Consider the following 24,445-nt stretch of genomic DNA (forward strand, 5'->3'; position numbering starts at 1 on the left):
ATTAGAAAGAGTTGGGTATATGCGTTGTACAACCTTTGCGACGGCAGATTCATACAAGATTAACGACTTATTAGCTTTCTTTGAATCTAAAGGCTTTAATCCTAAACATTATAACGGCGTTATTCACTTAAAATCGATTATGCCACCTAAGGATGATGAACAAGGCCCTAAATTAAAAGGCGATGCTTTTTTCTTTGTGTATGGTTGCGTTAATTTTTGGGGACTTACGCAAGAAGAAGAGAAGCATTTTATTAAGATGATCAAGCCATATGAGCTTGGATCTTTACAAAATGCGATTCAAGATTATTCCACCTATTTAATGGGTCAAGAAACTGAAATTGACGAAGAAAACGATCGCATTGTTTTATCAAATAATGATGATCTTATCAAATTATCGATTGCACATGCATTAACGCAATCGGTTAAACTTTCTTCTTTTGAAGTATTTGTTGATAAAACAATCGAAAGTATGGGCGATTTACCTACTGAGTTTTCAACTCAAGGTAAAATTTTACTTTCACGAAAAAAATTATCTCAAAAAATTGGCGCCTTATTTTCCGTCCGACATAAAATTAATCTTCATAGCGATATCCTTGATACGCCTGAATTTTTTTGGCGTCGCCCAAGATATGAGCCCTATTATCTGATGGCAGCAGATTATATGGACATTCAAACACGTATTGAAATTTTGAATAAACGTTTAGATGTTATCAGAGAATTCTATGAAATTTTATCAACTGAATTAAATCACCATCATTCCGTACGACTTGAAATTGTCGTTATTATTTTGATTGCCATGGAAGTAGTTATTGGATTGTCGCATATATTCAATATTTGGAAGTAATCATATTATTCATAATATAGGACAAAAAATTAAACTGGGATCATTTTTTCTCCGGTATTATGGTTTTGTTGTTTTTCTATAGGGTGATTATATTCTTTCTATGCTTTGAATGCACCCTTAATGTCTTTTATGGGATGCCTAAGGAAGCAAATTGTTTAGCTTCTTTTTGAGATAAATTGCAAAGTAATTCATAGAAGTATAAGTAGTTAATTTTGTCTTTTGATAATCCAGAGAATTCAGTTTTTTTCCTTCAAAACCATCATATTTGTCAAATATCTTTGAAATTATTTAACCGTACGAAGTAGGAAGTTTTATTTATGTGTTTTGAAATATTAACCTCTTTGCTCGATGGTATTATTTTTTAAGAATGAACGTTTATTAAAGTAATAAATTAATATAAAGAAAAACAAATGTTATTTCGGTGCATTAATTTAAACAAACAAACAAAAAATAAAAATGTTGCAAATTAAAAAAAATACTATACTATGAAAAATAATAGATTTGTATGTAATTAAACTTAAAAAGGAAATTTAAGATGAAAAAAACTATTTTTTATTTAATGTCGGCCATCACATTTTCAAATAATTTAATGGCTATTGGTAGTGATCAAGAAAAAAGAAGTATAGGATATGAAGATTGTACAAGCTCTTCCTCTTCCTCCTCTTCCTCCTCTTCCTCCTCTTCCTCCTCTTCCTCCTCTTCCTCCTCTTCCTCCTCTTCCTCCTCCTCTTCCTCCTCCTCTTCATTTGAGGATAATAGTCAATCGAAAAATACGAAAGTTTTATTTACCCTAGGTGAAGGTGATGAAGCAGAAATTAGAATTTTCGGCGAAACAATTAAAAAATTTTATAGCAAAGAAAAAGTTATTGTTAATGTAAATGATTATTTAGAAAAACAAGAAGGATATGAAATTGTATGTAAACTTAACGGCGAAGAAAAATTTAAGCTTTTAGGTGTTGTATATTTTTATAAAAAACTAGAAAATTCTATTATATTTATTCACCACTATGACGGTAATATCTTTTTTGATAATAACAATCAAAATGTTAGCGTTCAACTTATGCCTGTTGCCATAGGTGTGTATTGGAATGATTTATCGAAAGTTCATCTTGAATATAAAAGAAATAAATTACGTATTTTTTATAATGAAAAAATTCTTACTTCTAATTTAGACTTTAATTATGATAATGGTACTGAAAATCCTGTTGCGGCACAAGGAATTGAAAATGTAATGGGTTATGCACAAACATCTGCTGAGCTTAGGAGAAGATCAATTAACACGTTGAATGATATTGCGATTCCCTTTAAAGAAGTCTATATTCCAAGCAATTTTTTAGACTTAACCTTTCAAGTTGTTAAAGATGAGATTCGTAGGCTTGATAAAATAGCAAGAGATAGGTTTAATAGAAAAACTGAAACACTCTGGAGGAATGATCTGGATAACGTGCTAAGGGTGTTGGATGGAGATGGATATAACAAATCCAGGGATTACTATAATTTAAGAAATGAAAACGATGATGTTAAAAATATTTTCATTAATATTGTCTTGATTATTCAGCATTATAAATTCAAGGAGGGTAATATTCGTGACTTGCTCATGGAAGCTCTTATTAGAGCTTTGGCGAATTGTATTGAATCGGATGGACATAGGGTTTGCCATATAGGAAAATCTGCGAGATTATTGAATGTTCTTCAGGGGTATATTCCAAATGTTGGCCTTGATCAAGAAAGTCAAAATCCAGCAGTTGTTCGTAGTCCCTCAGAGATTTTGTTAGGTCTTAATAGTGAAATAGATGAATATGTTGGAAAGAACGAGCTTTTGTCAAATGTTTATTACCTGTGTGAATTTGATAATATAGAAAAAGGTAAATTCTTTAATCTTCACAATGCATTTATTAAAAAGATGAACAAAAAAATTAAAGATGTGGTTCAAGGATTATATCGTGACAATCCTGAATTGAAGTACAAATTAAGAATAAAATACGCAGAAAAAATTATATTTTTTGAAAACGCAGCTTACAATTTACTTAAAATGTCTACGAAAGATTTTGAAAATTTGCTTTCTTTTCTTTTTAAAGAATATGAAGAATACGAAACTATTAAAGCTAACGCAACTTATGGTGCGTACAAGGCTTTTGAGGATTTTGAAGCAAGAGATGCGTCAAATATATTAATTGATTCTCTTAAGGGTCAATTGTCGAAGGCGCAACTTGATCTATGTTCATCACAAGTATTAGGGACTTATCCCTGGAGGTGTTTACCGGTTGATCCACATCATAAAATTGCATTTCTTATGGGAATTAAGAATCTTACAGATGAGCAAGTAGCTTCTATTAAAAACAATTTCCTTCTAAGGTTTCAACCAAAAGATTGTGGGGATGTCTTAAATTGTTTTGTTGAGCTCGATCCAGAGATGATTGAAGCTATCACCGACTCCAATTTATTTGATGGTTATGGTGACAAGCTAGATTGGACCAAAAAGCTAACAGAAGAATGCAAAAATAGTAGACCGGTAATAATTAGAATCATATCTGAGCGTAAATTGTTTGGAAGAAATATAGATATAAATGAAAAGATTGAAATATTAAGGCGTCAGATAGACGAATTGTCTGGCAAAGATGAAGCAGAGCTTAATGATATTTTTCAGGATATGGTAAGAAAAAATGAGGAAATGTACGCTTTTTTTAAGAGTTATGGTTTAACTTGATGCGTCAAGCGGGGTGGGATCCGACAGATTTAATTGAAAGTAGACGTCAAAAAAGGCTTGTTGCAGGGTCTTCAAGTTCTTTGCAAAATCGTCAACATCTTAGTACAGCACCATTGTATTTTGAGTTTGCGGCTGAACCTCAAGAAAGTTTTGATGAAGAGGTAGGTCCGTCTTCTTCTAATGCTTTTGATGAACAAAATAATTAATTTTCATTTTAAGAAGAATGGGGTTGTGGGCATTTTTTAGAAAAATCTAAAAAGTGCTTATCATCCTTTTTTTACTCAATTTGTATAGTTTTTTTTAAAATAAGTTGATTTTGTATTTCGGGTTAGTCGAATTTTAGGTCTGATTTAGGAAGTAAGAAGGAAAGCAAGATTTTTTAAAAAAAGGGGCTTGAAAGATTGTGCTTAAGTGTGTATCTTCTCTTCTTATGAACACATCAATAAATGCCGGTTTAGCTCAGGGGTAGAGCAACTGATTTGTAATCAGTGGGTCGGGGGTTCAAATCCCTCTTCCGGCACCATTTCCAAGATTTCATTATATGCTTAAAATAGATTACCTCAAGAATCATTCTCATTTTATACCCGTATTAGCGCGCTGGATTTTTGATGCTTGGGGAAGTTATAATACAGATTCTACTATTGAAAAAATTCAGCAAAAATTAACAGCTCATTTAAATGCTCATTGTTTGCCGCTGACTTTAATTGCCCTTAGGGATAATGTGCCTATTGGTATGGCAAGTCTTCGGGTATCTGATGGGTGTGAGCATCTAGGTCGTAGTTTTACACCATGGCTTGCTTCTTTGTTTGTCGTTCAGCAAGAACGGTCAAAAGGGATTGCTGCACGATTAATTCAAGAAATTCTTCAAAAAGCAAAAGATTTAGGTTTTTCGGAATGTTATTTGTTAACATTTGAAAAAATACTTGTTAAATATTATGAATCATTGGGTTGGCATTATCTTCAAGAGGATGTTTATAATGTTCATCCTATTAGTATTATGAAGATAAACACTTAATTATATTAAGCGCTGTGATTGCATTTAAGGGAGGTTTTACCTAGTAAAAAACTACGTTTAGATGTACTAATTGTAAGCTTTGTTTTACTATTTGATTTTATTTTGTTTGGATCAATCGTGCAACTGCCAGGATTAACGCCTGGTGCGTTGCTGCTTACGTTTGCTGTAACATTATTTGAGAAGAAAACGTCTAAAGATTCTAGAGTCCCACCGGTAATGTTGGCAGATTTGTTGCCGACAGAAACGTACACTTTGTATGAAGTTTTATTATTAATATCTAATTGATGTGCATTTGTTATTGATGAAAACCCAACAAATCCAAGTGTTAAGATTGATAATAAAGCTTTTATATTCATTTTGAGCTCTCCAGCGATATAAACAGTTCTCAATTCTATTTTGCTGTAAATTAGTTAAATATTCGTAAAAAAGGAAGGTGTGCTTAAAATCCACGCTCCTGTCGTAAAATTGCTTTCTAAGTATGTTGCCCACTTATATATTCAATTCAATAATGGTAAAATGCAGCATATTAAGTGGCTGCTTTACGATGGGGCGAATATGGAAGCGTTGTTAAAAGATTATCTGCCTATTCTCATGTTTTTAGGGGTTGCTTTGGGCCTTGCTTCTGTCCTTGTAATTGCATCTTATATTTTATCAAAACGTAAACCCGATGCTGAAAAATTATCTGCTTATGAATGTGGTTTTGCCCCTTTTGAAGATTCGCGAACACAATTTGATGTACGGTTTTATCTTGTTACCATCCTATTTATTATTTTTGATTTAGAGGTTGCTTTTCTGTTTCCCTGGGCTATTACCCTTAAAGAAACAGGCATTGTAGGATTTTTGGCAGCTTTTATATTTTTAGCTATTTTAACAATTGGCTTTGTCTATGAGTGGAAAAAAGGGGCTTTGGAATGGGAATAAAAGGTTACTCGAATTATTTCAAAATGTGGGTAGGAAAACGCGTGGTGAGCAAGCGGAATGTATTCTTCATACTTGAGCATTGCGAATCCCAAAGTCTGACGCCCTCCACAGTTTGAAAGAAGAAGAGTAAATGAGCCAGATAATCGATTGGCCCGGTTTGCCACAAAACCAAGACCCATTGTTAAAACTTGCCACAGAGGAATTTAACAACCGGGGATATATACTTGCGCAAATGGATAAATTGACGGCCTGGGCAAGGTCTGGATCCTTATGGCCAATGACTTTTGGTCTGGCCTGTTGTGCTGTTGAAATGATGCAAACGGCCGCATCTCGATACGATTTGGATCGTTTTGGTGTGGTGTTTAGACCAAGCCCAAGGCAATCAGATGTCATGATTGTAGCAGGAACCTTATGCAATAAAATGGCACCCGCTTTACGTAAGGTTTATGACCAAATGGCAGAACCTCGTTATGTGATTTCCATGGGATCTTGTGCCAATGGCGGTGGGTATTATCATTACTCATATTCTGTTGTGAGGGGCTGCGATCGCATTGTGCCTGTTGATGTTTATGTGCCTGGATGCCCGCCAACGGCTGAAGCGCTGTTATATGGTATTATGCAGCTTCAAAAGAAGATTCGTCGAACAACACGTTTTGCGCGGGGCTAGGCATGCAAACACAAGCAACAATCGCACAATATATAGCAGATACGGTGCCCAAGCTTTTAGAGCGTGTTGAGATTACAAAGCATGCGATCATTTTATGGACGGATCATGCGCGACTTTTGAATTTAATGTTATTTTTACGAGATGATGGATCTTGCGCTTTCAAGCAATTGGTAGAATTGACGAGTATTGATTATCCAGAAGAAGTGAATCGTTTTGAAATGGTTTATCATTTGCTGAGTCTTCGTTTTAACATGCGTCTTGTTGTAAAATTAAAAACAAATGAAAGTCAGAATGTGCCGTCTGTAACATCGCTTTTTAGATGCGCTAATTGGATGGAGCGTGAAGCTTGGGATATGTTTGGCATTAAATTTGAAGGACACCCTGATTTGCGTCGACTTTTAACGGATTATGGTTTTGAAGGTCATCCCTTGCGTAAAGATTTTCCGCTGACGGGCTTTGTTGAAATGCGTTATGACGATACTGAAAAACGGGTTGTGTATGAACCTGTGTCACTACGCCAAGATTTCCGTGTGTTTGATTTTGAAAGCCCTTGGGAGGGTATGGCGCATAATGTGTTGAAGAACGTGTTGCCAGGCGATGAAAAAGCGACTTATGATCTGCCATTAAAGAAGGAGTCTGCTTAATGCCAGATACGCAGATTAAAAATATCACCATTAATTTTGGACCACAACATCCGGCCGCCCATGGTGTGTTAAGGCTTGTACTTGAAATGGATGGCGAAATTGTTGAACGTGCTGATCCGCATATCGGATTTTTGCATCGTGGGACTGAAAAATTAATCGAACATAAAAGCTATTTACAGGCTTTGCCTTATTTTGACAGGCTCGATTACGTGGCGCCGATGAGTCAGGAACATGCTTTTGCACTCGCTGTTGAAAAATTGTTAGGGATTGAGGCACCTATTCGCGCTCAATATATCCGTGTTCTTTTTGCAGAAATATCACGTATTTTGAATCATTTGCTTAATATTACGACTTTTGCGATTGATGTGGGTGCAATGACACCTTTGTTATGGGCGTTTGAAGAACGTGAAAAACTAATGGAATTTTACGAGCGTGTTTCAGGGGCGCGTTTGCACGCGGCCTATATTAGACCAGGCGGTGTGCATCAAGATTTGCCCGATGGTTTAGTTGAAGATATTTATGCTTTTATGGAGCAATTTCCAAAGGTTTTAGGCGATATTGAAACATTGTTAAACGAGAATCGTATTTTTAAGCAACGTACTGTCGATATTGGCATTGTAACCGCAGAAGATGCGTTGGATTGGGGTTTTACAGGTCCCATGTTGCGTGCGTCAGGTGTGCCGTGGGATTTGCGTAAAGCCCAGCCTTATGATGTGTACGCACAGATGGATTTTGATATTCCGATTGGCAAAACCAATGATTGTTATGCGCGGTATTTAGTCCGTGTTGAGGAAATGCGTCAAAGTTTACGTATTATGAAACAAGCCTTGGATCAAATGCCAAAGGGTCCTGTTAAAGTTGATAATCGCAAGATTTCAGAGCCACCTCGTGCCGAGATGAAACAGTCAATGGAAGCCTTGATTCATCATTTCAAATTATATACGGAAGGCTATCACGTGCCTAAAGGTGAAATTTATACAGCCGTAGAAGCACCAAAAGGTGAGTTCGGCGTGTATTTGATTTCAGATGACAGCAATAAACCGTATCGTTGTAAAATACGTGCGCCAAGTTATTTTGCCTTACAAGCCTCTGAATTTATGGGAAAAGGTCATATGCTGGCAGATATGGTGGCAATTGTTGGGGCGATGGATATCGTTTTTGGGGAGATAGATAGATGAATATTCATAAATCAGAAGAATTTTCATTTTCGCCTGAAAATTTGAAACGTGCTCAAGAAATTATGACGCATTACCCTGAAGGACGTCAGCAAAGTGCGTTGCTTCCTTTATTGGATATAGCGCAACGTCAAAATGGTGGTTGGCTCTCGCGTTATGCACTTGATTATTTAGCGCAATTTTTGGGTATTGCAGCGATTCGTGTTTACGAAGTTGCTAGTTTTTATTCTATGTTTAATTTGAAGCCTGTTGGTCAACATTTAGTGCAAGTTTGTACGACGACACCTTGCTGGTTGCGTGGTTCTGACTCGATTATGGATACATGTAAGTCAAAACTCGGTATTGGTTTGGGCGAAACAACGGCGGATAAACAATTTACCCTTGTAGAAGTTGAGTGTTTGGGTGCTTGCGTGAACGCACCACTAGTGCAAATCAACGATGATTATTACGAAGATTTAAATGCCGATCAAATGGCTAAAATTATCGATGATCTTAAAGCCGGTAAGAAAATAGAAATTGGGTCGCAATTGGGACGCAAAGGATCGGCGCCAGAGGGTGGACCACAAGTGTTATGCGAGATAGTGAAATGATACATGAATTATTTCATCATTATTGCGACGCAGCAACTTTCCTTTTTCGTCATTGCGAGGCACGAAGTGACGCGGCAATCTTTTTATCGTTGACATCGCGTGCCCCTTCTTATCCGTCATTGCGAGGGACGAAGTCCCGCGGCAATCTCTCTGCAACAATTAGATCGCCACACCCCCTGAAGGGGGTTCGCGATGACGATGTTGGTAGAGCGGGGGGTCGCGATGGCGATGTGAGACGGACTCGTCGTTGCGAGGCACAAAGTGCCGTGGCAATCGTTTCTCTCTCGTCATTTCGAGCCAATTACATTACCTCGTCATTGCGAGGGACGAAGTCCCGTGGCAATCTAATGTACGCAAACGATCATTTAAGATTGCCACGCAGCTTCGCTGCTCGCAATGACGAAGTGGTCAGGATAAATCAACAAATAAACGGGCTATCCCATGCTTCAAGATAAAGATCGTATTTTTCAAAATCTGTATGGTCTCCATGATTGGCGCATAAAAGCGGCTCAATCGCGTGGTGCTTGGGTAGGCACGAAAGATCTTATCCTTAAAGGTCGTGATTGGATCATTGATGAAATGAAAAAATCGGGTCTACGTGGTCGGGGTGGCGCTGGTTTTCCAACAGGCATGAAATGGTCTTTTATGCCCAAAACAGAAGGTCCTAAACCCCATTATCTGGTTGTAAATGCAGATGAAAGTGAGCCTGGCACGTGTAAAGATCGTGATATTTTACGTCATGATCCGCATTTATTACTCGAGGGCTGTCTTTTAGCGGGTTTTGCGATGGGGGCACACACAGCCTATATTTATATTCGTGGTGAATTTTATAACGAGGCGAGTAATGTAGCGCAAGCCATTCAAGAAGCTTATGCCAATAATATGATTGGTAAAAATGCGTGTGGTTCTGGCTGGGATTTCGATATTCGTTTGCATCGCGGGGCAGGGGCTTATATTTGTGGTGAAGAAACAGCTTTGCTTGAAAGTCTGGAAGGTAATAAAGGCCAACCGCGCATGAAACCCCCATTTCCAGCGGGTGTTGGGCTTTATGGTTGCCCTACAACGATTAATAATGTTGAAACAATTGCGTCCGCACCCGATATTTTAAAACGTGGTGGTGCGTGGTTTTCTTCTATGGGACGACCTAATAATGTGGGCACCAAGCTTTTTTGTATCTCGGGCCATGTGAACAAACCTTGTAATGTTGAAGAAGAAATGGGGATTCCGTTGAAGGAGCTCATTGAAAAACATGCAGGTGGTGTGCGCGGTGGCTGGGATAATTTATTGGCTATTATTCCCGGTGGGTCATCTGTGCCGCTTTTGCCAAAATCAATTTGCGATACCGTTTTGATGGATTTTGATGCGTTACGTGAAGTCAAATCAGGCCTTGGGACAGCTGGCGTTATCGTCATGGATAAATCAACTGATCTTATCAAAGCGATTGCGCGTCTGTCGAAATTTTACAAACATGAAAGCTGTGGACAATGTACGCCTTGCCGTGAAGGGACAGGCTGGATGTGGCGTGTCATGGAACGGATGGTTAAAGGTAATGCCCGCCTTGAAGAAATTGATGAATTGTTAGAGGTCACAACGCAGGTTGAAGGACATACAATTTGTGCTTTGGGTGATGCGGCCGCATGGCCTATACAGGGTTTAATGCGTCACTTTAGATATGTGGTTGAGGATCGAATCAAAAATGCAGGCTCAAAAGCTGCTTGAAATCAATAGGGTAATGATATTTTTTGGTCAGTTACCCAAACTATTTCGAAGTGTGGGTAGGAAAATGAGTGGTGAGGCCAACGGAGTGTATTCTTCAATCACGCGCATGGCGAATCCCGAATTTGACGACCTCCACAATTTGAAAGAGGAAGGGTAATATGCCTAAATTAACGATTGATGGAACAGAGATTGAGGTCCAAGCTGGAACGACAGTTTTTCAGGCTTGCCAACAAGCAGGTGTTGAGGTACCTCATTTTTGTTTTCATGAGCGATTAGCGATTGCTGGTAATTGCCGTATGTGTTTGGTGGAGCTTGAAAAAGCGCCGAAACCGATTGCTTCTTGTGCTTATCCCACGGCCGAGGGAATGGTTATTAAAACGAATACACCGATGGTTGAAAAAGCGCGTAAAGGCGTTATGGAATTTTTACTTATTAATCATCCACTTGATTGTCCAATTTGTGACCAAGGTGGCGAATGCGATTTGCAAGATGAAGCCATGGCCTATGGTAAAGATCGCAGTCGCTACGAAGAAAACCGCCGTGCTGTGACTGACAAATATATGGGGCCACTCGTTAAAACAACGATGACGCGTTGCATTCATTGCACACGTTGTGTGCGATTTATTACGGACGTTGCTGGTGTTGAAGAATTGGGTGCCACAGGTCGTGGCGAAAATATGGAAATCACCACTTATGTTGAAAAAGCATTAAGTTCAGAATTATCTGGTAATATCATTGATTTATGTCCCGTGGGTGCATTGACGTCTAAACCTTATGAATTTAAAGCTCGTTCTTGGGAACTTAAAAAGACTGAATCGATCGATGTTTTTGACGCGTTAGGCACTAATATTTGTATCAATACACGTGGGCCTGAAGTTATGCGCATTTTGCCGCGTTTGAATGAAGATATTAATGAAGAATGGATGGCTGATAAAGCCCGCTTCGCCTATGATGGTCTTAAAAGACAACGTTTGGATCGTCCTTATATCCGTCAAAATGGTAAATTAAAAGAATGTTCGTGGGATGCGGCATTACAATTTGTTGCAACAAAAATTGAAACGGCAAAACCCAATGAAATGGCGGCCATTGCAGGCGATTTATGCGATGTTGAATCCATGTTTGCGCTGAAAGAATTGATGCATGCGTTGGATGTTCAAAATCTTGATTGCCGTCAAGATGCAGCTTTTATTCCACATGATACGCGTGCGCATTATTTATTTAATACCTCAATTGCTGGTATAGAAAAAGCTGATATCTGTTTGATTATAGGCGCGAATCTTCGTTGGGAAGCACCGTTACTCAATGCGCGTTTACGCAAAACCTATCTTCAATCGAAATTAAAAGTTGGGATGATTGGTGAAGAACTCGATTTGACTTACCCTTATACCCAAATCGGCGCAGGGCCTGAAGCTATTGATGCATTGCTAAATAATACACATTCTTTTGCTGCATTATTAAAAAATGCGAAGAATCCAATGATTATTATCGGGTCGGCATTGATGACGCGTGCTGATGCACCTGCTTTGTTCCAAAAAATTCAACAACTTATTGATACTTATGGGATTATTCGTGACGATTGGAATGGGTATAATCTGCTCCATAAAGCAGCGTCCCGCGTCGGTGGGTTAGATATTGGTTTTCTACCAACGAAGAGTGCAATGGGGACGGAGCAAATTATTGAGGCTGCTCAAAAAGGAAGTTTAAAACTTCTCTATTTACTGGGTGCTGATGAAATACGTGTGAAACCACACCCCAATTGTTGTGTTGTGTATCAAGGACATCATGGCGATATGGGTGCTCAAATCGCTGATGTTATTTTACCGGGTGCTGCTTATTCTGAAAAATCAGGAATGTATGTGAATATTGAAGGTCGTGCACAACGCGCTGAAATGGCGTTGTTTCCACCCCATTTGGCAAAAGAAGATTGGAAGATTATTAGGGCGATTTCAGGCGCGATCGGCAAAGCATTGCCTTATAATTCGCTTGAAGAATTGCGTTATGAATTGACTGAAAAATATCCACATTTTGGTCATATTGACCAGCTCGCTCAAAATAAATGGCAAAAAATTGACATTGCGTCATCGTCAAAAATTTCGGATAAACCATTTTTGAATGTTATTCAAAATTATTATATGACTGATGTTATTTCGCGCGCATCCCTGACTATGGCGAAATGTACAAAAGATATTCTGAATATTCAAGAACAACACGAAAATAAAAAGGTGGCCAATGCTTGAATTATGGACTCATTTTATTGCACCTGGGCTACAAATTCTGCTCTATATCATGTGCATTATTGTGCCACTCATTTTATCAGTTGCGTATTTAACGTATGTTGAACGTAAAGTCATAGGCGCCATGCAATTACGAAAAGGGCCCAATGTTGTTGGACCTTTTGGATTATTGCAGCCTTTCGCCGATGCTTTTAAGTTGTTGTTTAAAGAGCCTATTATTCCGTCAGGATCAAGCAAGTTCTTGTTTTTACTGGCGCCTGTTTTAACCTTTTCGCTGAGTTTTGCGGCCTGGGCTGTGATTCCTTTTGAATCGGGCGTGGTTCTTGCGAATATTAATGTAGGTATCCTTTATCTTTTTGCGCTTTCATCCTTGGGCGTTTATGGCGTGATTATTGCCGGTTGGGCGAGTAATTCACGTTATGCTTTTTTAGGTGCGCTTCGTTCTGCAGCCCAAATGGTGTCTTATGAGGTCTCAATTGGTTTTGTGTTGGTCACTGTTTTATTGCTTTCTGGATCGCTCAATTTATCAGATGTGGTCATGGCGCAAAAAGGCCTATGGTTTTGTGTGCCTTTATTTCCTATGTTCGTCATTTTTATTGTGTCAGCACTTGCTGAAACGAATCGTTCGCCTTTTGATTTAGCGGAAGGTGAATCTGAAATTGTGGCAGGGTATTTCGTTGAATATTCATCCATGAGCTTTGCGCTGTTTTACTTGGGTGAATATGCCAATATGATCTTAATGAGCGCTATGGCCGCGTTATTATTCTTAGGCGGTTGGTTGCCACCTATTGATATGGTGCCCTTTACATGGATTCCAGGCCCTATTTGGTTTTGTTTAAAAATCGCTTTTGTGCTTTTCATCTTTTTGTGGGTGAGGGCGACGTTCCCCCGTTATCGTTATGATCAATTGATGCGTTTGGGTTGGAAAGTCTTTTTACCTTTTTCGCTTGTTTGGGTTATTTTGACGGCTGGCTTTGTCGTTGTTAAAAATGAATTAAATTCAAGTGCTCCTAAAGTTCACGCCTTATCATCGAAGGAAACGTCATGAAAAAATTGACGCGTACACTTAAAAGTTTTTTGTTGGTTGAGCTCGCTTCAGGGCTTTGGCTGACACTGAAATATATGTTTAAGAAAAAAGTGACATTGAATTATCCTTTTGAAAAAGGACCCTTAAGCCCAAGATTTCGGGGTGAGCACGCATTAAGACGTTATGAAAATGGCGAGGAACGCTGTATTGCGTGTAAATTATGCGAAGCCGCCTGTCCCGCGCAAGCCATCACCATTGAAGCTGAAGCACGTGAAGATGGTAGCCGTCGTACAACGCGTTATGACATTGATATGACCAAATGTATTTATTGTGGCTATTGCCAGGAAGCATGCCCCGTGGACGCCATTGTGCAAGGTCCTAATTTTGAATTTACAGTCGAAACGCGTGAAGAGCTTTTTTATGATAAGGATAAATTACTCTCCAATGGTGATCGTTGGGAAGCTGAAATTCAACGTAATTTAGAGCAGGATGCGAAGTATAGGTAATAAGCGTTGGCAATATACTGTATGCTTGCGTTATTCTAATTGTTTGTAACGTGAATTTGGAAATTTAAAAGCATCTACATTCAAGCACAACCATTTGAATTAAAAAGAAAAATAAAGAGGTCCGTCGTTGCGAACCCCCCACTTTTTTTTTAGGGGGGGGTGTGGCAATCCAGTCCTAAAATCAACTTTTATAAGGCTATTTTCTGGATTGCTTCTTCGCCTTCAGCTCATCGCAACGACGGAAACCTTAGGTTTCCTAATGCAGGCATCATCGAGTTCGCCTTTATAATAAATGGTTCATGACTTTGAAAAAAGACCATTGTATATTCAAAGTTTCTTGATTATAACGCATTCTTAACATATTTTGAGCACTCAAAGCTCAAATTTGCAATAATTTTTTGGAAAATTACAATGAAACAAATTATTGTTATGCTGTTTTTTCTTATCGCAGGATTAGAAATTAGAAATAACCAAGTCTATGCAGCAGGAAATGAACAAGAGTCAGCAATTGTTGCTATAAATGAAGACCCCCAATCTGAATTAGTAGTGGCAGAAAAAACCCCAATCGATAAACTTTCGAGTATTTTTCGTATATCACAAAATACGAGACCATTTTTAACACCCACTGTTTCCAAAGATGAAATCTTTGAAATTTATCATGCAATTGCTAATTCATTTCAATATTTAACAACAGAAGATAAACCCTGGGATATACCGATTCCCGAATTATATTATTTAGGTATAGAGCTTGTTTATACAATAACTGCAAAAGATTACCGTAAAAGAGAGGCAATTCAAAAAGCAAAAAATTTCTTGGAAACGGCAAAAAATGGGAATTTAATTACCTATCGTTGGTTTTTGAAATTTTCAGGGCTTTGTGCAGCGATTGCGACCATAGGCCGTCAGAAGATCGATCTTGAATCTGATTCAAATAATATTTATTCATATCAACAAGCTTTGATGAATGTATTTGTCGCATCGAATTACGACCCACAAGCTTATTTTGATGCAATTGATACAATTGGATCACCAATCACCCATGAAATTGGGTCGCTCAATGCGATGGCTGAACTTTTTCCTGAAATAGTGATTCTACCTTATCCTTTTGATTTAAGCGATACTGATATTTTTTTGAATTTTCCAGGTAAAACAAAACATGTATGGTTTGCAGGTGTTGCAAATAAAGAAACTACAGCAGATGGTCAGAGAAAGGATCCTCATGATTTTTTCTATCATGACATACTTCATTTAGCTATTATAAGACAAGCTTTATCAACAAATAATATTGCTTTTTTTTATGCGCAATATTTACAATATGTAAAAGATTTTTCTTACGATTATTTTGAAAAAAATCAGCAAGAACGTGTTCAACTTTTTTTTGAAGCGTTAGAATTGACCCAAAATTTTTTGGAGGAATTTCTTAAAGATCCTAATCAGGGCGAAGATACAAAAAGAATGTATAGTTTTTTTAGCTTTGCAATTTTTCATGAATTTTCTATGAGTTTAATTGGCCGATTGCATTTAATAATAAATCCTGATGCTCTTTTGAATATTTTTAAAATAGCTATTAATCCTATGCTTTCTTCTGATTATTATGGACCGCTTCTTCCTGAAAAAATTAAAACAGCGTTAAAATTAGAAATTTTTCAACCTGTTGAGACATTGGCTGTAAATTTTTTGAATGATCTGCTTTCTTATACTAATGCACATCATTTTAGTTTATTTGAGGAGCTTAAAAAATATACTAAAAGGTCGTTTTTACCATTTCCTTTAATCAATTATTATGCTGTAGAAAATTTTATTGTTTGGAATCCATCAATTTATTATACCGACTATTTTGAAAAAACTGTTAAAAAACATTGTCAAGAAAATAATATATCTATTGGTGAAATGGATGCATTTACTTTTTTTTATAATCGTTTAAGTGAGTTTGATTCTGGTAATAAAATTCCAAGGACGATGGCATTTTTTTACAATTTTAAAGGAAATCCTTTCAAATTAGATTGGGAGCCAATCATTTATTCAATGGATGTTTTTATACATAAGGATTTATCTTTTACTAAATCAAAAGAAGAGATTGCTCAAAAGTTCAAAAATGATTTGCCAGCAAGACAAGATGGTCATCCATTGCCCGTTTTGCGTTATTATGGCGCTGATATGGAACCCGTTATTGTTGAGTAGGCGCATTAGGTGAGGTGGTTCAACTTTAAATTCATTGTTGAAACACGTGAAGATCTTTTCTATGATAAGGATAAATTATTATCCAATGGCGATCGTTGGGAAGCTGAAATTCAACGTAATTTAGAACAAGATACTAAGTATAGTTAGATATTTATTTAAATGTAGGGTATTTTTATTGACTTAATTTTAAATATAATATAAATTTCATTTTTCGTAAAGTATGTTTATGTAAACAAATATGGAGATTAAAAATGTTAAAATTAATAAGATTGTCGTTTTTACTTATGGTGTTGTTTTCAACATCTAGTCAAGCTGACGTTTTTTGCTATGTTAAATATAATTCAACATTTTATGGTGTTCAGGTGGATGAATCAGAGAAGACTATTGCTGATTTAAAGGTGAAAATAGCTGAACGTTTAGGTATAAATGTTGAAGATTTTGATCTTTGTGATAATGGCAGTACTACTCGCCCTGACAAAATGTTCAATGACAATGATTCAATGCATGATATTAGGCTAGCTACTAGAATAACAGTAAGACTAAGGAAATAATCTTTCAATTGCAATGTTGACGTTTAAGTCCGTCCTTTTAAGGGGGGCGGACAAACAAAACATAAATAAGATAAATAAATATCAGCTGATTGAAGCCGAAGCACGTGAAGACGTTTGTCATCGTACAACGTGTTATGGCATTGATATGACAAAATGTATTTATTGTAGCTATTGCCAAGAAGCTTGTTCCGTTGATGCCATTGTTGAAGGTCCAAATTTGAATTTATGCTTGAAACCCCCGAAGTGTTTTTTTATGATAAGCATAAATTATTATCCAATGGCGATCGCTGGGAAGCTGAAATTCACCATAATTTAGAACAGAATGCGAAGTATAAATAGTTCTTTTAAATTGTTGAATTTATGTCTAGAATAAAGTACTAAAATCTAAGGGTTGTAAAAAATGCATAAAAAAACTATAGTAAATACAACAAAATCTCCTATGAAATATCGCGGAAATATTGTTTTATTGGTGTTGTTTTTGATTTTGTGGTTTCCAATAGCCTTGGTGCTTCTTTTTAAAAATGCATATATTCCCAAGAAAAATAAAATTATTTATTTATCATATCATGGAAATTATATTTGGCTCTTTTTTTGGGCTATTTTTTTCTTTCCAATTGCAATGATTTTAATTTTTATTATTGGATTTGATCAAGTGGAAGAGGAATTTTATGAGTCTGTTGAACATACTACTGTTCATAGAGAGTAAATTTAAAATTAATATATATTACAAATTTCGGTAAATTTTTTAAAATAAAGTGGATCGCAGTCATCTTCTAATGCCCAAGCCCAGGCTAAAATTGCTTGAACAAAATTCCATTGGGCAATGCGTTGAGAAGGTGTTTTAAGAATATGTGCAAAAACCTGGATGCGTTTTTCAATAATTTCTTTGGCATTACGTATCGTTAATAAATCAGGAATGGGGTTGCGGATAAAAGCTGCAATCTCGTATGCAGGGTCACCAATGATGCCTTTGGGATCAATTGCTATCCAATCATTGGAATGAGACAAAATATTATCATGGTGTAAATCACCATGAAGCAAAACGTTTTTGGGGGATGTTTCTAAAAGATGATTCTTTAAATCACGTGCTTTTTGTAAATATTCGGAGGGGATATTGAGATCTTGATCTAAAAGAGCAAGCCAATCTGAAATATGTGGGAATTGATTTTCAATCGGCAAAGGCGCTTTGTGGAGTTTTGTGATTAGATCTGATGCAATATAAATAGCTTCTTCATCACGAAGATTAAAATAGTTTTTGAGTGATTGTCCAGGTATTGCACGTTCTATAAGTAAAGCATCATCATTTTCGGCATAAAATTTAACACAAGAATGTCCGTTAAAAGCCCTAAGAGCATCTGCTTCTTTTCTTAAAGATTCAATATCAGGACTTACTTTTAAAACGACTGGTTTTGTATTTTGAACTGCCGAGAGGACATAATTGTAAGTGAGGTTTTCAAAGGGTTTAAGTTGCGTTAGGTGCCAATCTTTAGCATATTCTTGAATAAGCTTTGGTAAAGAATGAAGCCAGTTTTTACCTTTATCGCCATAAAGATTGATTATGTTTTGGTTGAAGTGTTGCATTGGGCAATTCTAATATAAAATACACAATATTTAAATACTCACGCAACACTAACCAATTGTAAAAATTAATCGGTTTGGCGCATTCCTTGCTTGGTATTTTCTTTAAAAACATCACTATCTTTAATTTGATTTAATTCGACATGTGATGTTTCCATTGAGCTCATTATTTCATCTATATCGGCGCGCATTTTTTGAAGTTTTATTTGCATGTCTTTCATTTTCTGACATGCTGTATCCATTCTTGTTTTTATATTGTGATCTTTTGTGTCTGCATTCACCTGAGTAGCAGAAATGAAAATTATTGAAGATAGAAATAAAGTTTTTTTAAAGGTAGTTTTCATTTTTTTTCCTTACTAAACATCTTGACTAAGCTTTCATATTGATCCCTAGTCAATTGATTTCCCTTAATTATAGAGCAACATATCTGCATATTAATTGCAATAAAAATGTGTTTTAAATAGGTGAATTGCATTTCATTGAAATTTGGTGTGTATCAAAAAAGAAACAAGCTTTGCTGAGGTTGATTTTATTGGATTTTTTATAGCAATAAATATTGGAATGATTAATTTTGGATAAAAATTTTCCAAATGCTAGGCGTTTGCCTGGATCTACGTATGAAGCTTTGCTTCAACGAGTCCAGGAAAACAAAGGAGTGTGGACAAATTTCTAGGATGAAAAAAAATTGTTCCGTAGATTGTAGACAATTAAATGCTACTGAACTTTAAGACCATCAGCATCGTGAACTTCAATTTTTTCAATGACATCAGAATTTTTGCTTGCATAGACTACACGCGCTGTAATATATCCACGATTGTTTGATAAGGCACCTTCTACAGGTGTGCCTGCAACTTCCCAAAGCCCTAAAGTCATAACATCAAGTGCACCATGGCCTGCGGCACGAACATAGTTAAAGCCACTTTTGCGTGCTTTTGCACGATAGGTTTCAGTATATTTACCATTTTCTTCTGTATGTTTATCAAGAATTTCCATACCTAGTGAAAGATAGCATCCTCTGGAATGACATTTTCTGACGTCGCTAACTGCTACGCCGTCGTTTGATGCTGCTTTATAAACTGAACAGCTGCTTATAAAAAGGGCCAATGCTACATAACTTAGCTTGTACATTTACTATGTTCCATTTGTTAACAATAATTTAATATCAGGAGTCTACACTTTTATAAAAAATATGCAATATGTGATTAAGCAGGCTATTGCTATGTATTGATTTTGTTCTAAAAAATATTTAATATTGGTTAATCGTTTTCTCTTGTTTTAAAAGAATATATTTTTTTAATATTAAAAATGGTATAGTCGATAGACATTGGAAGTATACATCGTCACGCCTTATGCATGTATATACGTACACACTTCGCTTGTTGTTCCTTGTCTACTTCTCAAGTCTATCGACTATAATTTAATATTGTTGATCTATTCATTCGTTGAGAGGCGAAAATGGTAAAAGAAAAAAAATCTGTAGATCTTACTAAAATTAAAATTCACCGTTCACTTATTGAAAAATTATTTGCACAAAATATAATTTCAACTGAAGTGCGCACAACGAGCTTACAGCTTATATATCCCCATCAAAATTGGGGATTATGGGCACAGAGATTGTTTTTAATTTTAGGTTTTTCTCTTATTTTATCGAGTATTATTTTCTTTTTCGCTTTTAATTGGGCAATTATACCAAATTTTGCAAAATTAGGGGTAATTGAAGCCGGTTTTTTTGTGGCTATTATTTGTAGCTTTTGTTTTGATCTTAAGAAGATTTTAGGACAAATAAGTCTATTGGGCGCTTCGGTTTTTGTGGGGGCTTTTTTAGCAGTGTTTGGTCAAATCTATCAAACAGGCGCTGATGCTTATCAGATTTTTCTTATATGGTCACTCCTTATTTTACCGTTCGTCTTTATTTCAACCAATTCTTTTCATTGGTTTCTTTGGTTTGTGGTGTCGTCACTTGCTATTTATTTTTACTGCAACCAAGTTTTTATGATTAATTTAATATTTGATAATGTGACTTGGGTATTGCTTGCTCTTTTTTCGTCAGCGCTTCTTGTTGTAAAAGCCTATTATAGGTCGCTCAAAAAAATATGGATGCCAGCGCCTTGGACGACGTCGTTGCTTGTATTTGCAACGCTTTCATATTTGCTTGTGCCATCTCTTCATTACGTTTTTGAAATTGGGAAAGAGCCCATAGGTTTTTTTGTACAATTAGGGACTGGGTTATCACTTATTATTCACGCAATATTTTATTTGTATTTTAGGTTTAAAAAACCCGCTATTGTGCCCTTATGTTTTACCTATTTGTCTTTATGTATCATTGTTGAAGCCATTATAGCGCGTGTTATTTTATGGTCAGGAAATGAATTGGGTGCAATTGGTTATTTGATTGTTCTTATTTTTACGCTTGGATTATTTAGTTTTGCAACGATGCGTTTGCACCACTTCTACAAGAAAATGAGGATTAAATATGATGCATAGAATGAATGGGCAAGATTATTTAGATTATTTGCATGATCGTCAATTGGTTGATGAACGTGCGTTAGGTACCATAAAAAAATACATGATTAATAATGCGAAGCAACCTGGGCTGCCATTTTATTTCCATCTTTTAGCCGGTGTTGGAACATTGATTTCGACATTTTGTCTTTACTCAGTTTTAAATCTTTTTGGATTTATAAGTTTTTTCAATACAGAAGGTTTTCTAGGTTGGGGGATTTCTTTTATCGTTTTGGCTATATTGATTTATTTTCAATTTAAAAGCAATAAAAGCCTTGTACAGCAAAGTTTTTTGATTCAGTTTTCTTTTGCATTGATGGTCGTCGGAAAAGTTTTTATTATAATTTACACCCTTTATAATCTTCAAAATTACTTTAAATTTCATAGTACTTGGGTCTATTCAGCAATTCTTTTTTTGTTGACGGGACTTACTTTTTTTCTTTACAAGGTAACAGCAGAACGCTTTTTGGGGTGTTTTTTTCTTTTTCTTTCCATTATTTACAATATTACTGAAACACCATTTTTTCAGCCAGATAATAATCTTGTCTTAAATATTTACATGTTGCTGCAAGTTGTTTTGGCGAGTGTTTTATTTACACATTCGTTTGTCAAAAACGCTTTTATTACTATCGCTTATGCGCTTGTTTTGTCTGTTGCTGTGGAAATTGTTTTTTTTGATTTAACAATTGCCCCGTGGATTCTTGGTAGAGATTTTGGGTTAATATATGTGCAATATGGTTTTGCGCTTTTACTAATTTGGTCTATGTTTTGGGCATCTGGAGCACCTAATATCCGCGCATGTTTTAAAAACATCCATTTGATTTTGGCATCGTTACTTGTAGTTTTGTTGTCATATTTGACAGCACCCGGTATTATTTTTTCAATCTTTTTGATTGTTCTGGGATATGCATGTCAGCGGCGGTTTTTATGGTTATTGGGTGTATTTCTAATGCCAATTTACCTTTTCTTTTATTATTACGATTTGCAAGTTACCCTTCTTGAAAAATCAATTATTATGTTCTCGAGCGGCCTTATTCTTTTGATTGGTGCTGCATATATTCGTATTTGTAAATTAGATATAGCCAATAGTCATTGGAAGGATACATCGTCACGCCTTGCTCATGTAGACAAGAATACACTTCACTTGTTGTTCCTTGTCTACTTCTCAAGTCTATCGACTATAATATAAGTTAGGGAGACAAACATGAAAAAAATAATTCTCCTTTTAGCGACCATTACGATTTTTGTTTTCTTTAACTACAATATTTACGTAAAGGAAAATATTATTGAGAATGGTGAAAAAATATTTCTTGAATTGCGTCCGGTTGATCCACGATCTTTTATGCAAGGTGATTATATGGCTTTGCGTTTTAAGATTGAAGAAGATGCTCGTTTCAATGCGAATGAATCTGTGCCGCTAAAAGGTAAAATTGAGGTGACTATTAATGAACAAAAAATAGGACATTTTGATAAATTGTATATAGGCGGCGATTTAAATGCGAATCAACGTTTGTTTGATTATCGACTTACCAATTTAGGTATAAATATTATCCCGGATTCTTTTATGTTCCAGGAAGGACATGCATCTTTTTATGAAAAAGCGAAATACGGCGTTTTTAAGTTTATTGGACATGAATATTTATTAACGGGACTCGCCGATGAACATTTAAATGAAATTAAACCATTGGCTGAGACTTTGGTAAAATAGTATTTACTCTAAGATTTTCGTCATTACAAGTTACCCAGCACCTAGACGTGTGGATTTAAAAGTCATGTCTTAACTTAATAAATTGGAAAAAGTCTATTGCATAACCCCTTCAATCGATCTAGATCAAACGAATTATGCAAAGCGATTATTGAAAGTGTTCTACTAATTACCCCACTTTTGACCTTTAAAATCAAGATTTAATTGCGATTGCTTAATTATTAAATTGGGTCTATTTTCTTTTATTTTTTGTATGAAGATATCCGAGAGCATTTTATTATAAGTATTCAACTCTATGTAATTAAGCTGAGGCAGGTTATTTATAATTAATTCAGCGTCCTGATCTTTCATCTCATTACAAAGAATTGATAATTCCTGAAGATTATTCAATCCGTTAAAACAACGAATAAGCTCATTCCCATTAAAAAACCAAGTACCATTTTTACAAAAATTAATGCTTAGCTTTTTAAGATTCTTCAAATTAGAAATAGATTCTAATTTTTCAATCCCTTGAACTGCTTCTGAATCCCTAAAATCAACACGAGTACGAATCGTCAAATTCTCAAGATTGGTCATTCTTCCAATAATATTCAACGCATTATTTGAATATGACTCAATATCTAAAAACCTTAGATTAGGCATTTTTGCAATGGTGTTAAGAAAAATATCGTTTGAAGTAAGTATTTTTAAAACAGTAAGTTTATGTTTATTCAAAAAATCTAAATCTATATTTTTAGAAACAATATTTTCAGAAAGATCCAAAGCAATAAGATTATTCATACAAAACAATCCTTGAATCTCTTCACTGCTGATATTCGTTTGGGAAAGATTCAATTTCATTAGTTTTGGCGCTTTATATATTTCCTTAAAACTATCAGGATCAAACTTCATTGAAATAAGGTTTAATGTCTCTAAATTTTGAAAACCAGCAATTTTTTTACAATCAATTGGTTTAAAAGCCATATTTTTAACCGAAAATGATTTTAAAGTGTGCTTCGATTTTACCAGCAATAGGCCCAACGCTTTTGAATGTATTGACTTAAAGCGCATCTGTTCAGGAATGTTATCATTTAAAACATATTTCACATGTGGAATTTCATATTTTTGAATAATGGTACTTAAATATTCTACATTTGGTCCATTTTCATACTCAAACCATGAATGATGAAATGCTCTTTTAAAGGGATTGATTTTTTTTATTTGTACTATGTTTTCAGATTCGTCATCTAAAATCATATTATCTGAATTTTCAACAGGAACCTGCTGATCTTGTTGATTTAATTCTTCCCATCTTTCCATAAATTTGATATGGACATTTTGAGGTAACGCCAAAATAACAGGTAACTGATCTTTAAACGGACTAATATCAAAATTTCTTAATCCTTCATCCGTGTATAAAGTTTCTATAACCTCTTCAATATAACCTGCTTTACAGGCACTTGTTATGACATTTGATACACCAAGCATCATACAAAAGATTATTATCTTCTTAAAATTCAACATATTTTCTCCAATTTTGAACAAGATTTGTATATTAAAAATATTTTAAAACTTCATTATTTTAATAAAAAAATTATAAAAATTTCAATACTATAATATACAATATCTAATAATAGGTTGTTTTTATCACATTTATCGATTTATTAAAAGTATTTTATGTTTTTATTAAAATACGTTGCCTGTTCACTTTTATTATAAAATGATTTAAAAACACTACAAACTTCCTACGTCCCGCGACCATATCATTACCCATAAGTATGACCAAATGTATTTTGAAATATTTCGCGAGCCTTAATATGTTCATATAGGGCACGTAATCCCTTCCACATAACTATTGGTCCTGGATCTCCATCATGTTTTCGTCCGAGAAAACCTCCCA

General features: G+C 35.6%; 24 protein-coding genes, 1 tRNA gene and 2 pseudogenes. 22 read left to right on the forward strand and 5 right to left on the reverse strand.

What is annotated here, in order from left to right; genetic code table 11:
* Positions 1 to 19: 19 nt before the first annotated feature.
* The 5 genes from Q8L85_02365 (at position 20) to Q8L85_02385 (ending at position 4,566) form a co-directional block, all read left to right on the forward strand.
* The gene (locus Q8L85_02365) at positions 20 to 844 is read left to right on the forward strand and encodes an RMD1 family protein (protein ID MDP1723529.1); all 825 of its coding nucleotides are present in this window, start codon (positions 20 to 22) and stop codon (positions 842 to 844) included.
* A 535-nt stretch (positions 845 to 1,379) separates the two neighbouring features.
* Positions 1,380 to 3,551, forward strand: a complete 2,172-nt coding sequence (locus tag Q8L85_02370; protein MDP1723530.1) for a hypothetical protein — start codon at positions 1,380 to 1,382, stop codon at positions 3,549 to 3,551.
* On the forward strand, positions 3,551 to 3,757 hold the full coding sequence (locus tag Q8L85_02375) for a hypothetical protein (protein MDP1723531.1): 207 nt from the start codon (positions 3,551 to 3,553) through the stop codon (positions 3,755 to 3,757). Before Q8L85_02370 ends, Q8L85_02375 begins: the two co-directional genes overlap by 1 nt.
* Before the next feature lie 242 nt (positions 3,758 to 3,999).
* A tRNA-Thr gene (locus Q8L85_02380) sits at positions 4,000 to 4,074 on the forward strand.
* A gap of 18 nt (positions 4,075 to 4,092) precedes the next feature.
* A complete protein-coding gene (locus Q8L85_02385) occupies positions 4,093 to 4,566 on the forward strand; it encodes a GNAT family N-acetyltransferase (GenBank protein ID MDP1723532.1) in 474 nt (157 codons plus the stop codon).
* Positions 4,567 to 4,571: 5 nt separating this feature from the next.
* On the opposite strand, the gene Q8L85_02390 is transcribed toward Q8L85_02385, so the two are convergent.
* Positions 4,572 to 4,922 carry a hypothetical protein gene (locus Q8L85_02390; protein MDP1723533.1) on the reverse strand — a complete coding sequence of 117 codons (351 nt, stop codon included), beginning with the start codon at positions 4,920 to 4,922 and terminating at the stop codon, positions 4,572 to 4,574.
* Positions 4,923 to 5,121: 199 nt separating this feature from the next.
* Here Q8L85_02390 and Q8L85_02395 point away from each other — a divergent pair, with 199 nt between their 5' ends.
* From Q8L85_02395 to Q8L85_02460, 14 genes and pseudogenes are all read left to right on the forward strand, one after another.
* A complete protein-coding gene (locus Q8L85_02395; GenBank protein MDP1723534.1) occupies positions 5,122 to 5,487 on the forward strand; it encodes an NADH-quinone oxidoreductase subunit A in 366 nt (121 codons plus the stop codon).
* Positions 5,488 to 5,617: 130 nt separating this feature from the next.
* The gene (locus tag Q8L85_02400) at positions 5,618 to 6,154 is read left to right on the forward strand and encodes an NADH-quinone oxidoreductase subunit B family protein (GenBank protein MDP1723535.1); all 537 of its coding nucleotides are present in this window, start codon (positions 5,618 to 5,620) and stop codon (positions 6,152 to 6,154) included.
* A 2-nt stretch (positions 6,155 to 6,156) separates the two neighbouring features.
* Positions 6,157 to 6,798 carry an NADH-quinone oxidoreductase subunit C gene (locus tag Q8L85_02405; protein ID MDP1723536.1) on the forward strand — a complete coding sequence of 214 codons (642 nt, stop codon included), beginning with the start codon at positions 6,157 to 6,159 and terminating at the stop codon, positions 6,796 to 6,798.
* Positions 6,798 to 7,976, forward strand: a complete 1,179-nt coding sequence (locus tag Q8L85_02410) for an NADH-quinone oxidoreductase subunit D (GenBank protein MDP1723537.1) — start codon at positions 6,798 to 6,800, stop codon at positions 7,974 to 7,976. Before Q8L85_02405 ends, Q8L85_02410 begins: the two co-directional genes overlap by 1 nt.
* Positions 7,973 to 8,563, forward strand: a complete 591-nt coding sequence (gene nuoE / locus Q8L85_02415) for an NADH-quinone oxidoreductase subunit NuoE (protein MDP1723538.1) — start codon at positions 7,973 to 7,975, stop codon at positions 8,561 to 8,563. The genes Q8L85_02410 and nuoE overlap by 4 nt, the downstream gene beginning before the upstream one ends.
* A 441-nt stretch (positions 8,564 to 9,004) precedes the next feature.
* Positions 9,005 to 10,282 (forward strand): NADH-quinone oxidoreductase subunit NuoF, encoded by a 1,278-nt coding sequence (gene nuoF, locus Q8L85_02420; protein ID MDP1723539.1) that lies wholly within the window; start codon positions 9,005 to 9,007, stop codon positions 10,280 to 10,282.
* 158 nt (positions 10,283 to 10,440) lie between these two features.
* Positions 10,441 to 12,519, forward strand: a complete 2,079-nt coding sequence (gene nuoG / locus Q8L85_02425) for an NADH-quinone oxidoreductase subunit NuoG (GenBank protein MDP1723540.1) — start codon at positions 10,441 to 10,443, stop codon at positions 12,517 to 12,519.
* Complete coding sequence (gene nuoH / locus Q8L85_02430) at positions 12,512 to 13,564, forward strand: NADH-quinone oxidoreductase subunit NuoH (GenBank protein ID MDP1723541.1); 1,053 nt, start codon at positions 12,512 to 12,514, stop codon at positions 13,562 to 13,564. Before nuoG ends, nuoH begins: the two co-directional genes overlap by 8 nt.
* Positions 13,561 to 14,049 (forward strand): NADH-quinone oxidoreductase subunit NuoI, encoded by a 489-nt coding sequence (nuoI, locus tag Q8L85_02435; protein ID MDP1723542.1) that lies wholly within the window; start codon positions 13,561 to 13,563, stop codon positions 14,047 to 14,049. Before nuoH ends, nuoI begins: the two co-directional genes overlap by 4 nt.
* Positions 14,050 to 14,460: 411 nt before the next feature.
* Positions 14,461 to 16,230 (forward strand): hypothetical protein, encoded by a 1,770-nt coding sequence (locus Q8L85_02440; protein MDP1723543.1) that lies wholly within the window; start codon positions 14,461 to 14,463, stop codon positions 16,228 to 16,230.
* Positions 16,231 to 16,251: 21 nt separating this feature from the next.
* Positions 16,252 to 16,377, forward strand: a pseudogene (locus tag Q8L85_02445) (NADH-quinone oxidoreductase subunit I).
* Positions 16,378 to 16,481: 104 nt separating this feature from the next.
* Positions 16,482 to 16,781, forward strand: coding sequence for a hypothetical protein (locus Q8L85_02450; GenBank protein ID MDP1723544.1), 300 nt, complete (start codon positions 16,482 to 16,484; stop codon positions 16,779 to 16,781).
* 88 nt (positions 16,782 to 16,869) lie between these two features.
* Positions 16,870 to 17,120, forward strand: a pseudogene (locus tag Q8L85_02455) (4Fe-4S binding protein).
* Positions 17,121 to 17,181: 61 nt separating this feature from the next.
* Entirely contained in the window at positions 17,182 to 17,487 is a 306-nt protein-coding gene (locus Q8L85_02460) for a hypothetical protein (protein ID MDP1723545.1), read from the forward strand.
* Positions 17,488 to 17,495: 8 nt separating this feature from the next.
* Here Q8L85_02460 and Q8L85_02465 read toward each other — a convergent pair whose 3' ends face one another.
* The 3 genes from Q8L85_02465 to Q8L85_02475 form a co-directional block, all read right to left on the reverse strand.
* On the reverse strand, positions 17,496 to 18,362 hold the full coding sequence (locus Q8L85_02465) for an aminoglycoside phosphotransferase family protein (protein MDP1723546.1): 867 nt from the start codon (positions 18,360 to 18,362) through the stop codon (positions 17,496 to 17,498).
* A gap of 65 nt (positions 18,363 to 18,427) precedes the next feature.
* The gene (locus tag Q8L85_02470) at positions 18,428 to 18,703 is read right to left on the reverse strand and encodes a hypothetical protein (GenBank protein MDP1723547.1); all 276 of its coding nucleotides are present in this window, start codon (positions 18,701 to 18,703) and stop codon (positions 18,428 to 18,430) included.
* Between the two features lie 370 nt (positions 18,704 to 19,073).
* A complete protein-coding gene (locus Q8L85_02475) occupies positions 19,074 to 19,487 on the reverse strand; it encodes a hypothetical protein (protein ID MDP1723548.1) in 414 nt (137 codons plus the stop codon).
* Positions 19,488 to 19,814: 327 nt separating this feature from the next.
* On the opposite strand from Q8L85_02475, the gene Q8L85_02480 reads away from it, so the two are divergent.
* From Q8L85_02480 to Q8L85_02490, 3 genes are read left to right on the forward strand one after another with little or no spacing between them, the layout of a single operon-like run.
* Entirely contained in the window at positions 19,815 to 20,843 is a 1,029-nt protein-coding gene (locus Q8L85_02480) for a DUF2157 domain-containing protein (GenBank protein MDP1723549.1), read from the forward strand.
* Positions 20,833 to 22,050: a DUF4401 domain-containing protein gene (locus Q8L85_02485; GenBank protein MDP1723550.1), complete on the forward strand. Its 1,218-nt coding sequence runs from the start codon at positions 20,833 to 20,835 to the stop codon at positions 22,048 to 22,050. The genes Q8L85_02480 and Q8L85_02485 overlap by 11 nt, the downstream gene beginning before the upstream one ends.
* Before the next feature lie 15 nt (positions 22,051 to 22,065).
* Positions 22,066 to 22,569 carry a GDYXXLXY domain-containing protein gene (locus Q8L85_02490; protein MDP1723551.1) on the forward strand — a complete coding sequence of 168 codons (504 nt, stop codon included), beginning with the start codon at positions 22,066 to 22,068 and terminating at the stop codon, positions 22,567 to 22,569.
* Between the two features lie 162 nt (positions 22,570 to 22,731).
* On the opposite strand, the gene Q8L85_02495 is transcribed toward Q8L85_02490, so the two are convergent.
* Entirely contained in the window at positions 22,732 to 24,069 is a 1,338-nt protein-coding gene (locus tag Q8L85_02495) for a hypothetical protein (GenBank protein MDP1723552.1), read from the reverse strand.
* Positions 24,070 to 24,445 lie beyond the last annotated feature (376 nt).

It is taken from the genome of Alphaproteobacteria bacterium (assembly GCA_030680745.1).
In the GTDB taxonomy this organism is placed as follows: domain Bacteria; phylum Pseudomonadota; class Alphaproteobacteria; order JAUXUR01; family JAUXUR01; genus JAUXUR01.

Excerpts from the sequence above, each read along its gene's own strand:
- Q8L85_02365 (MDP1723529.1), top strand. The coding sequence starts at position 20 with ATGCGTTGTACAACCTTTGCGACGGCAGATTCATACAAGATTAACGAC.
- Q8L85_02370 (MDP1723530.1), top strand. The coding sequence starts at position 1,380 with ATGAAAAAAACTATTTTTTATTTAATGTCGGCCATCACATTTTCAAAT.
- Q8L85_02375 (MDP1723531.1), top strand. The coding sequence starts at position 3,551 with ATGCGTCAAGCGGGGTGGGATCCGACAGATTTAATTGAAAGTAGACGT.
- Q8L85_02385 (MDP1723532.1), top strand. The coding sequence starts at position 4,093 with ATGCTTAAAATAGATTACCTCAAGAATCATTCTCATTTTATACCCGTA.
- Q8L85_02390 (MDP1723533.1), bottom strand. The coding sequence starts at position 4,922 with ATGAATATAAAAGCTTTATTATCAATCTTAACACTTGGATTTGTTGGG.
- Q8L85_02395 (MDP1723534.1), top strand. The coding sequence starts at position 5,122 with ATGGAAGCGTTGTTAAAAGATTATCTGCCTATTCTCATGTTTTTAGGG.
- Q8L85_02400 (MDP1723535.1), top strand. The coding sequence starts at position 5,618 with ATGAGCCAGATAATCGATTGGCCCGGTTTGCCACAAAACCAAGACCCA.
- Q8L85_02405 (MDP1723536.1), top strand. The coding sequence starts at position 6,157 with ATGCAAACACAAGCAACAATCGCACAATATATAGCAGATACGGTGCCC.
- Q8L85_02410 (MDP1723537.1), top strand. The coding sequence starts at position 6,798 with ATGCCAGATACGCAGATTAAAAATATCACCATTAATTTTGGACCACAA.
- nuoE (MDP1723538.1), top strand. The coding sequence starts at position 7,973 with ATGAATATTCATAAATCAGAAGAATTTTCATTTTCGCCTGAAAATTTG.
- nuoF (MDP1723539.1), top strand. The coding sequence starts at position 9,005 with ATGCTTCAAGATAAAGATCGTATTTTTCAAAATCTGTATGGTCTCCAT.
- nuoG (MDP1723540.1), top strand. The coding sequence starts at position 10,441 with ATGCCTAAATTAACGATTGATGGAACAGAGATTGAGGTCCAAGCTGGA.
- nuoH (MDP1723541.1), top strand. The coding sequence starts at position 12,512 with ATGCTTGAATTATGGACTCATTTTATTGCACCTGGGCTACAAATTCTG.
- nuoI (MDP1723542.1), top strand. The coding sequence starts at position 13,561 with ATGAAAAAATTGACGCGTACACTTAAAAGTTTTTTGTTGGTTGAGCTC.
- Q8L85_02440 (MDP1723543.1), top strand. The coding sequence starts at position 14,461 with ATGAAACAAATTATTGTTATGCTGTTTTTTCTTATCGCAGGATTAGAA.
- Q8L85_02450 (MDP1723544.1), top strand. The coding sequence starts at position 16,482 with ATGTTAAAATTAATAAGATTGTCGTTTTTACTTATGGTGTTGTTTTCA.
- Q8L85_02460 (MDP1723545.1), top strand. The coding sequence starts at position 17,182 with ATGCATAAAAAAACTATAGTAAATACAACAAAATCTCCTATGAAATAT.
- Q8L85_02465 (MDP1723546.1), bottom strand. The coding sequence starts at position 18,362 with ATGCAACACTTCAACCAAAACATAATCAATCTTTATGGCGATAAAGGT.
- Q8L85_02470 (MDP1723547.1), bottom strand. The coding sequence starts at position 18,703 with ATGAAAACTACCTTTAAAAAAACTTTATTTCTATCTTCAATAATTTTC.
- Q8L85_02475 (MDP1723548.1), bottom strand. The coding sequence starts at position 19,487 with ATGTACAAGCTAAGTTATGTAGCATTGGCCCTTTTTATAAGCAGCTGT.
- Q8L85_02480 (MDP1723549.1), top strand. The coding sequence starts at position 19,815 with ATGGTAAAAGAAAAAAAATCTGTAGATCTTACTAAAATTAAAATTCAC.
- Q8L85_02485 (MDP1723550.1), top strand. The coding sequence starts at position 20,833 with ATGATGCATAGAATGAATGGGCAAGATTATTTAGATTATTTGCATGAT.
- Q8L85_02490 (MDP1723551.1), top strand. The coding sequence starts at position 22,066 with ATGAAAAAAATAATTCTCCTTTTAGCGACCATTACGATTTTTGTTTTC.
- Q8L85_02495 (MDP1723552.1), bottom strand. The coding sequence starts at position 24,069 with ATGTTGAATTTTAAGAAGATAATAATCTTTTGTATGATGCTTGGTGTA.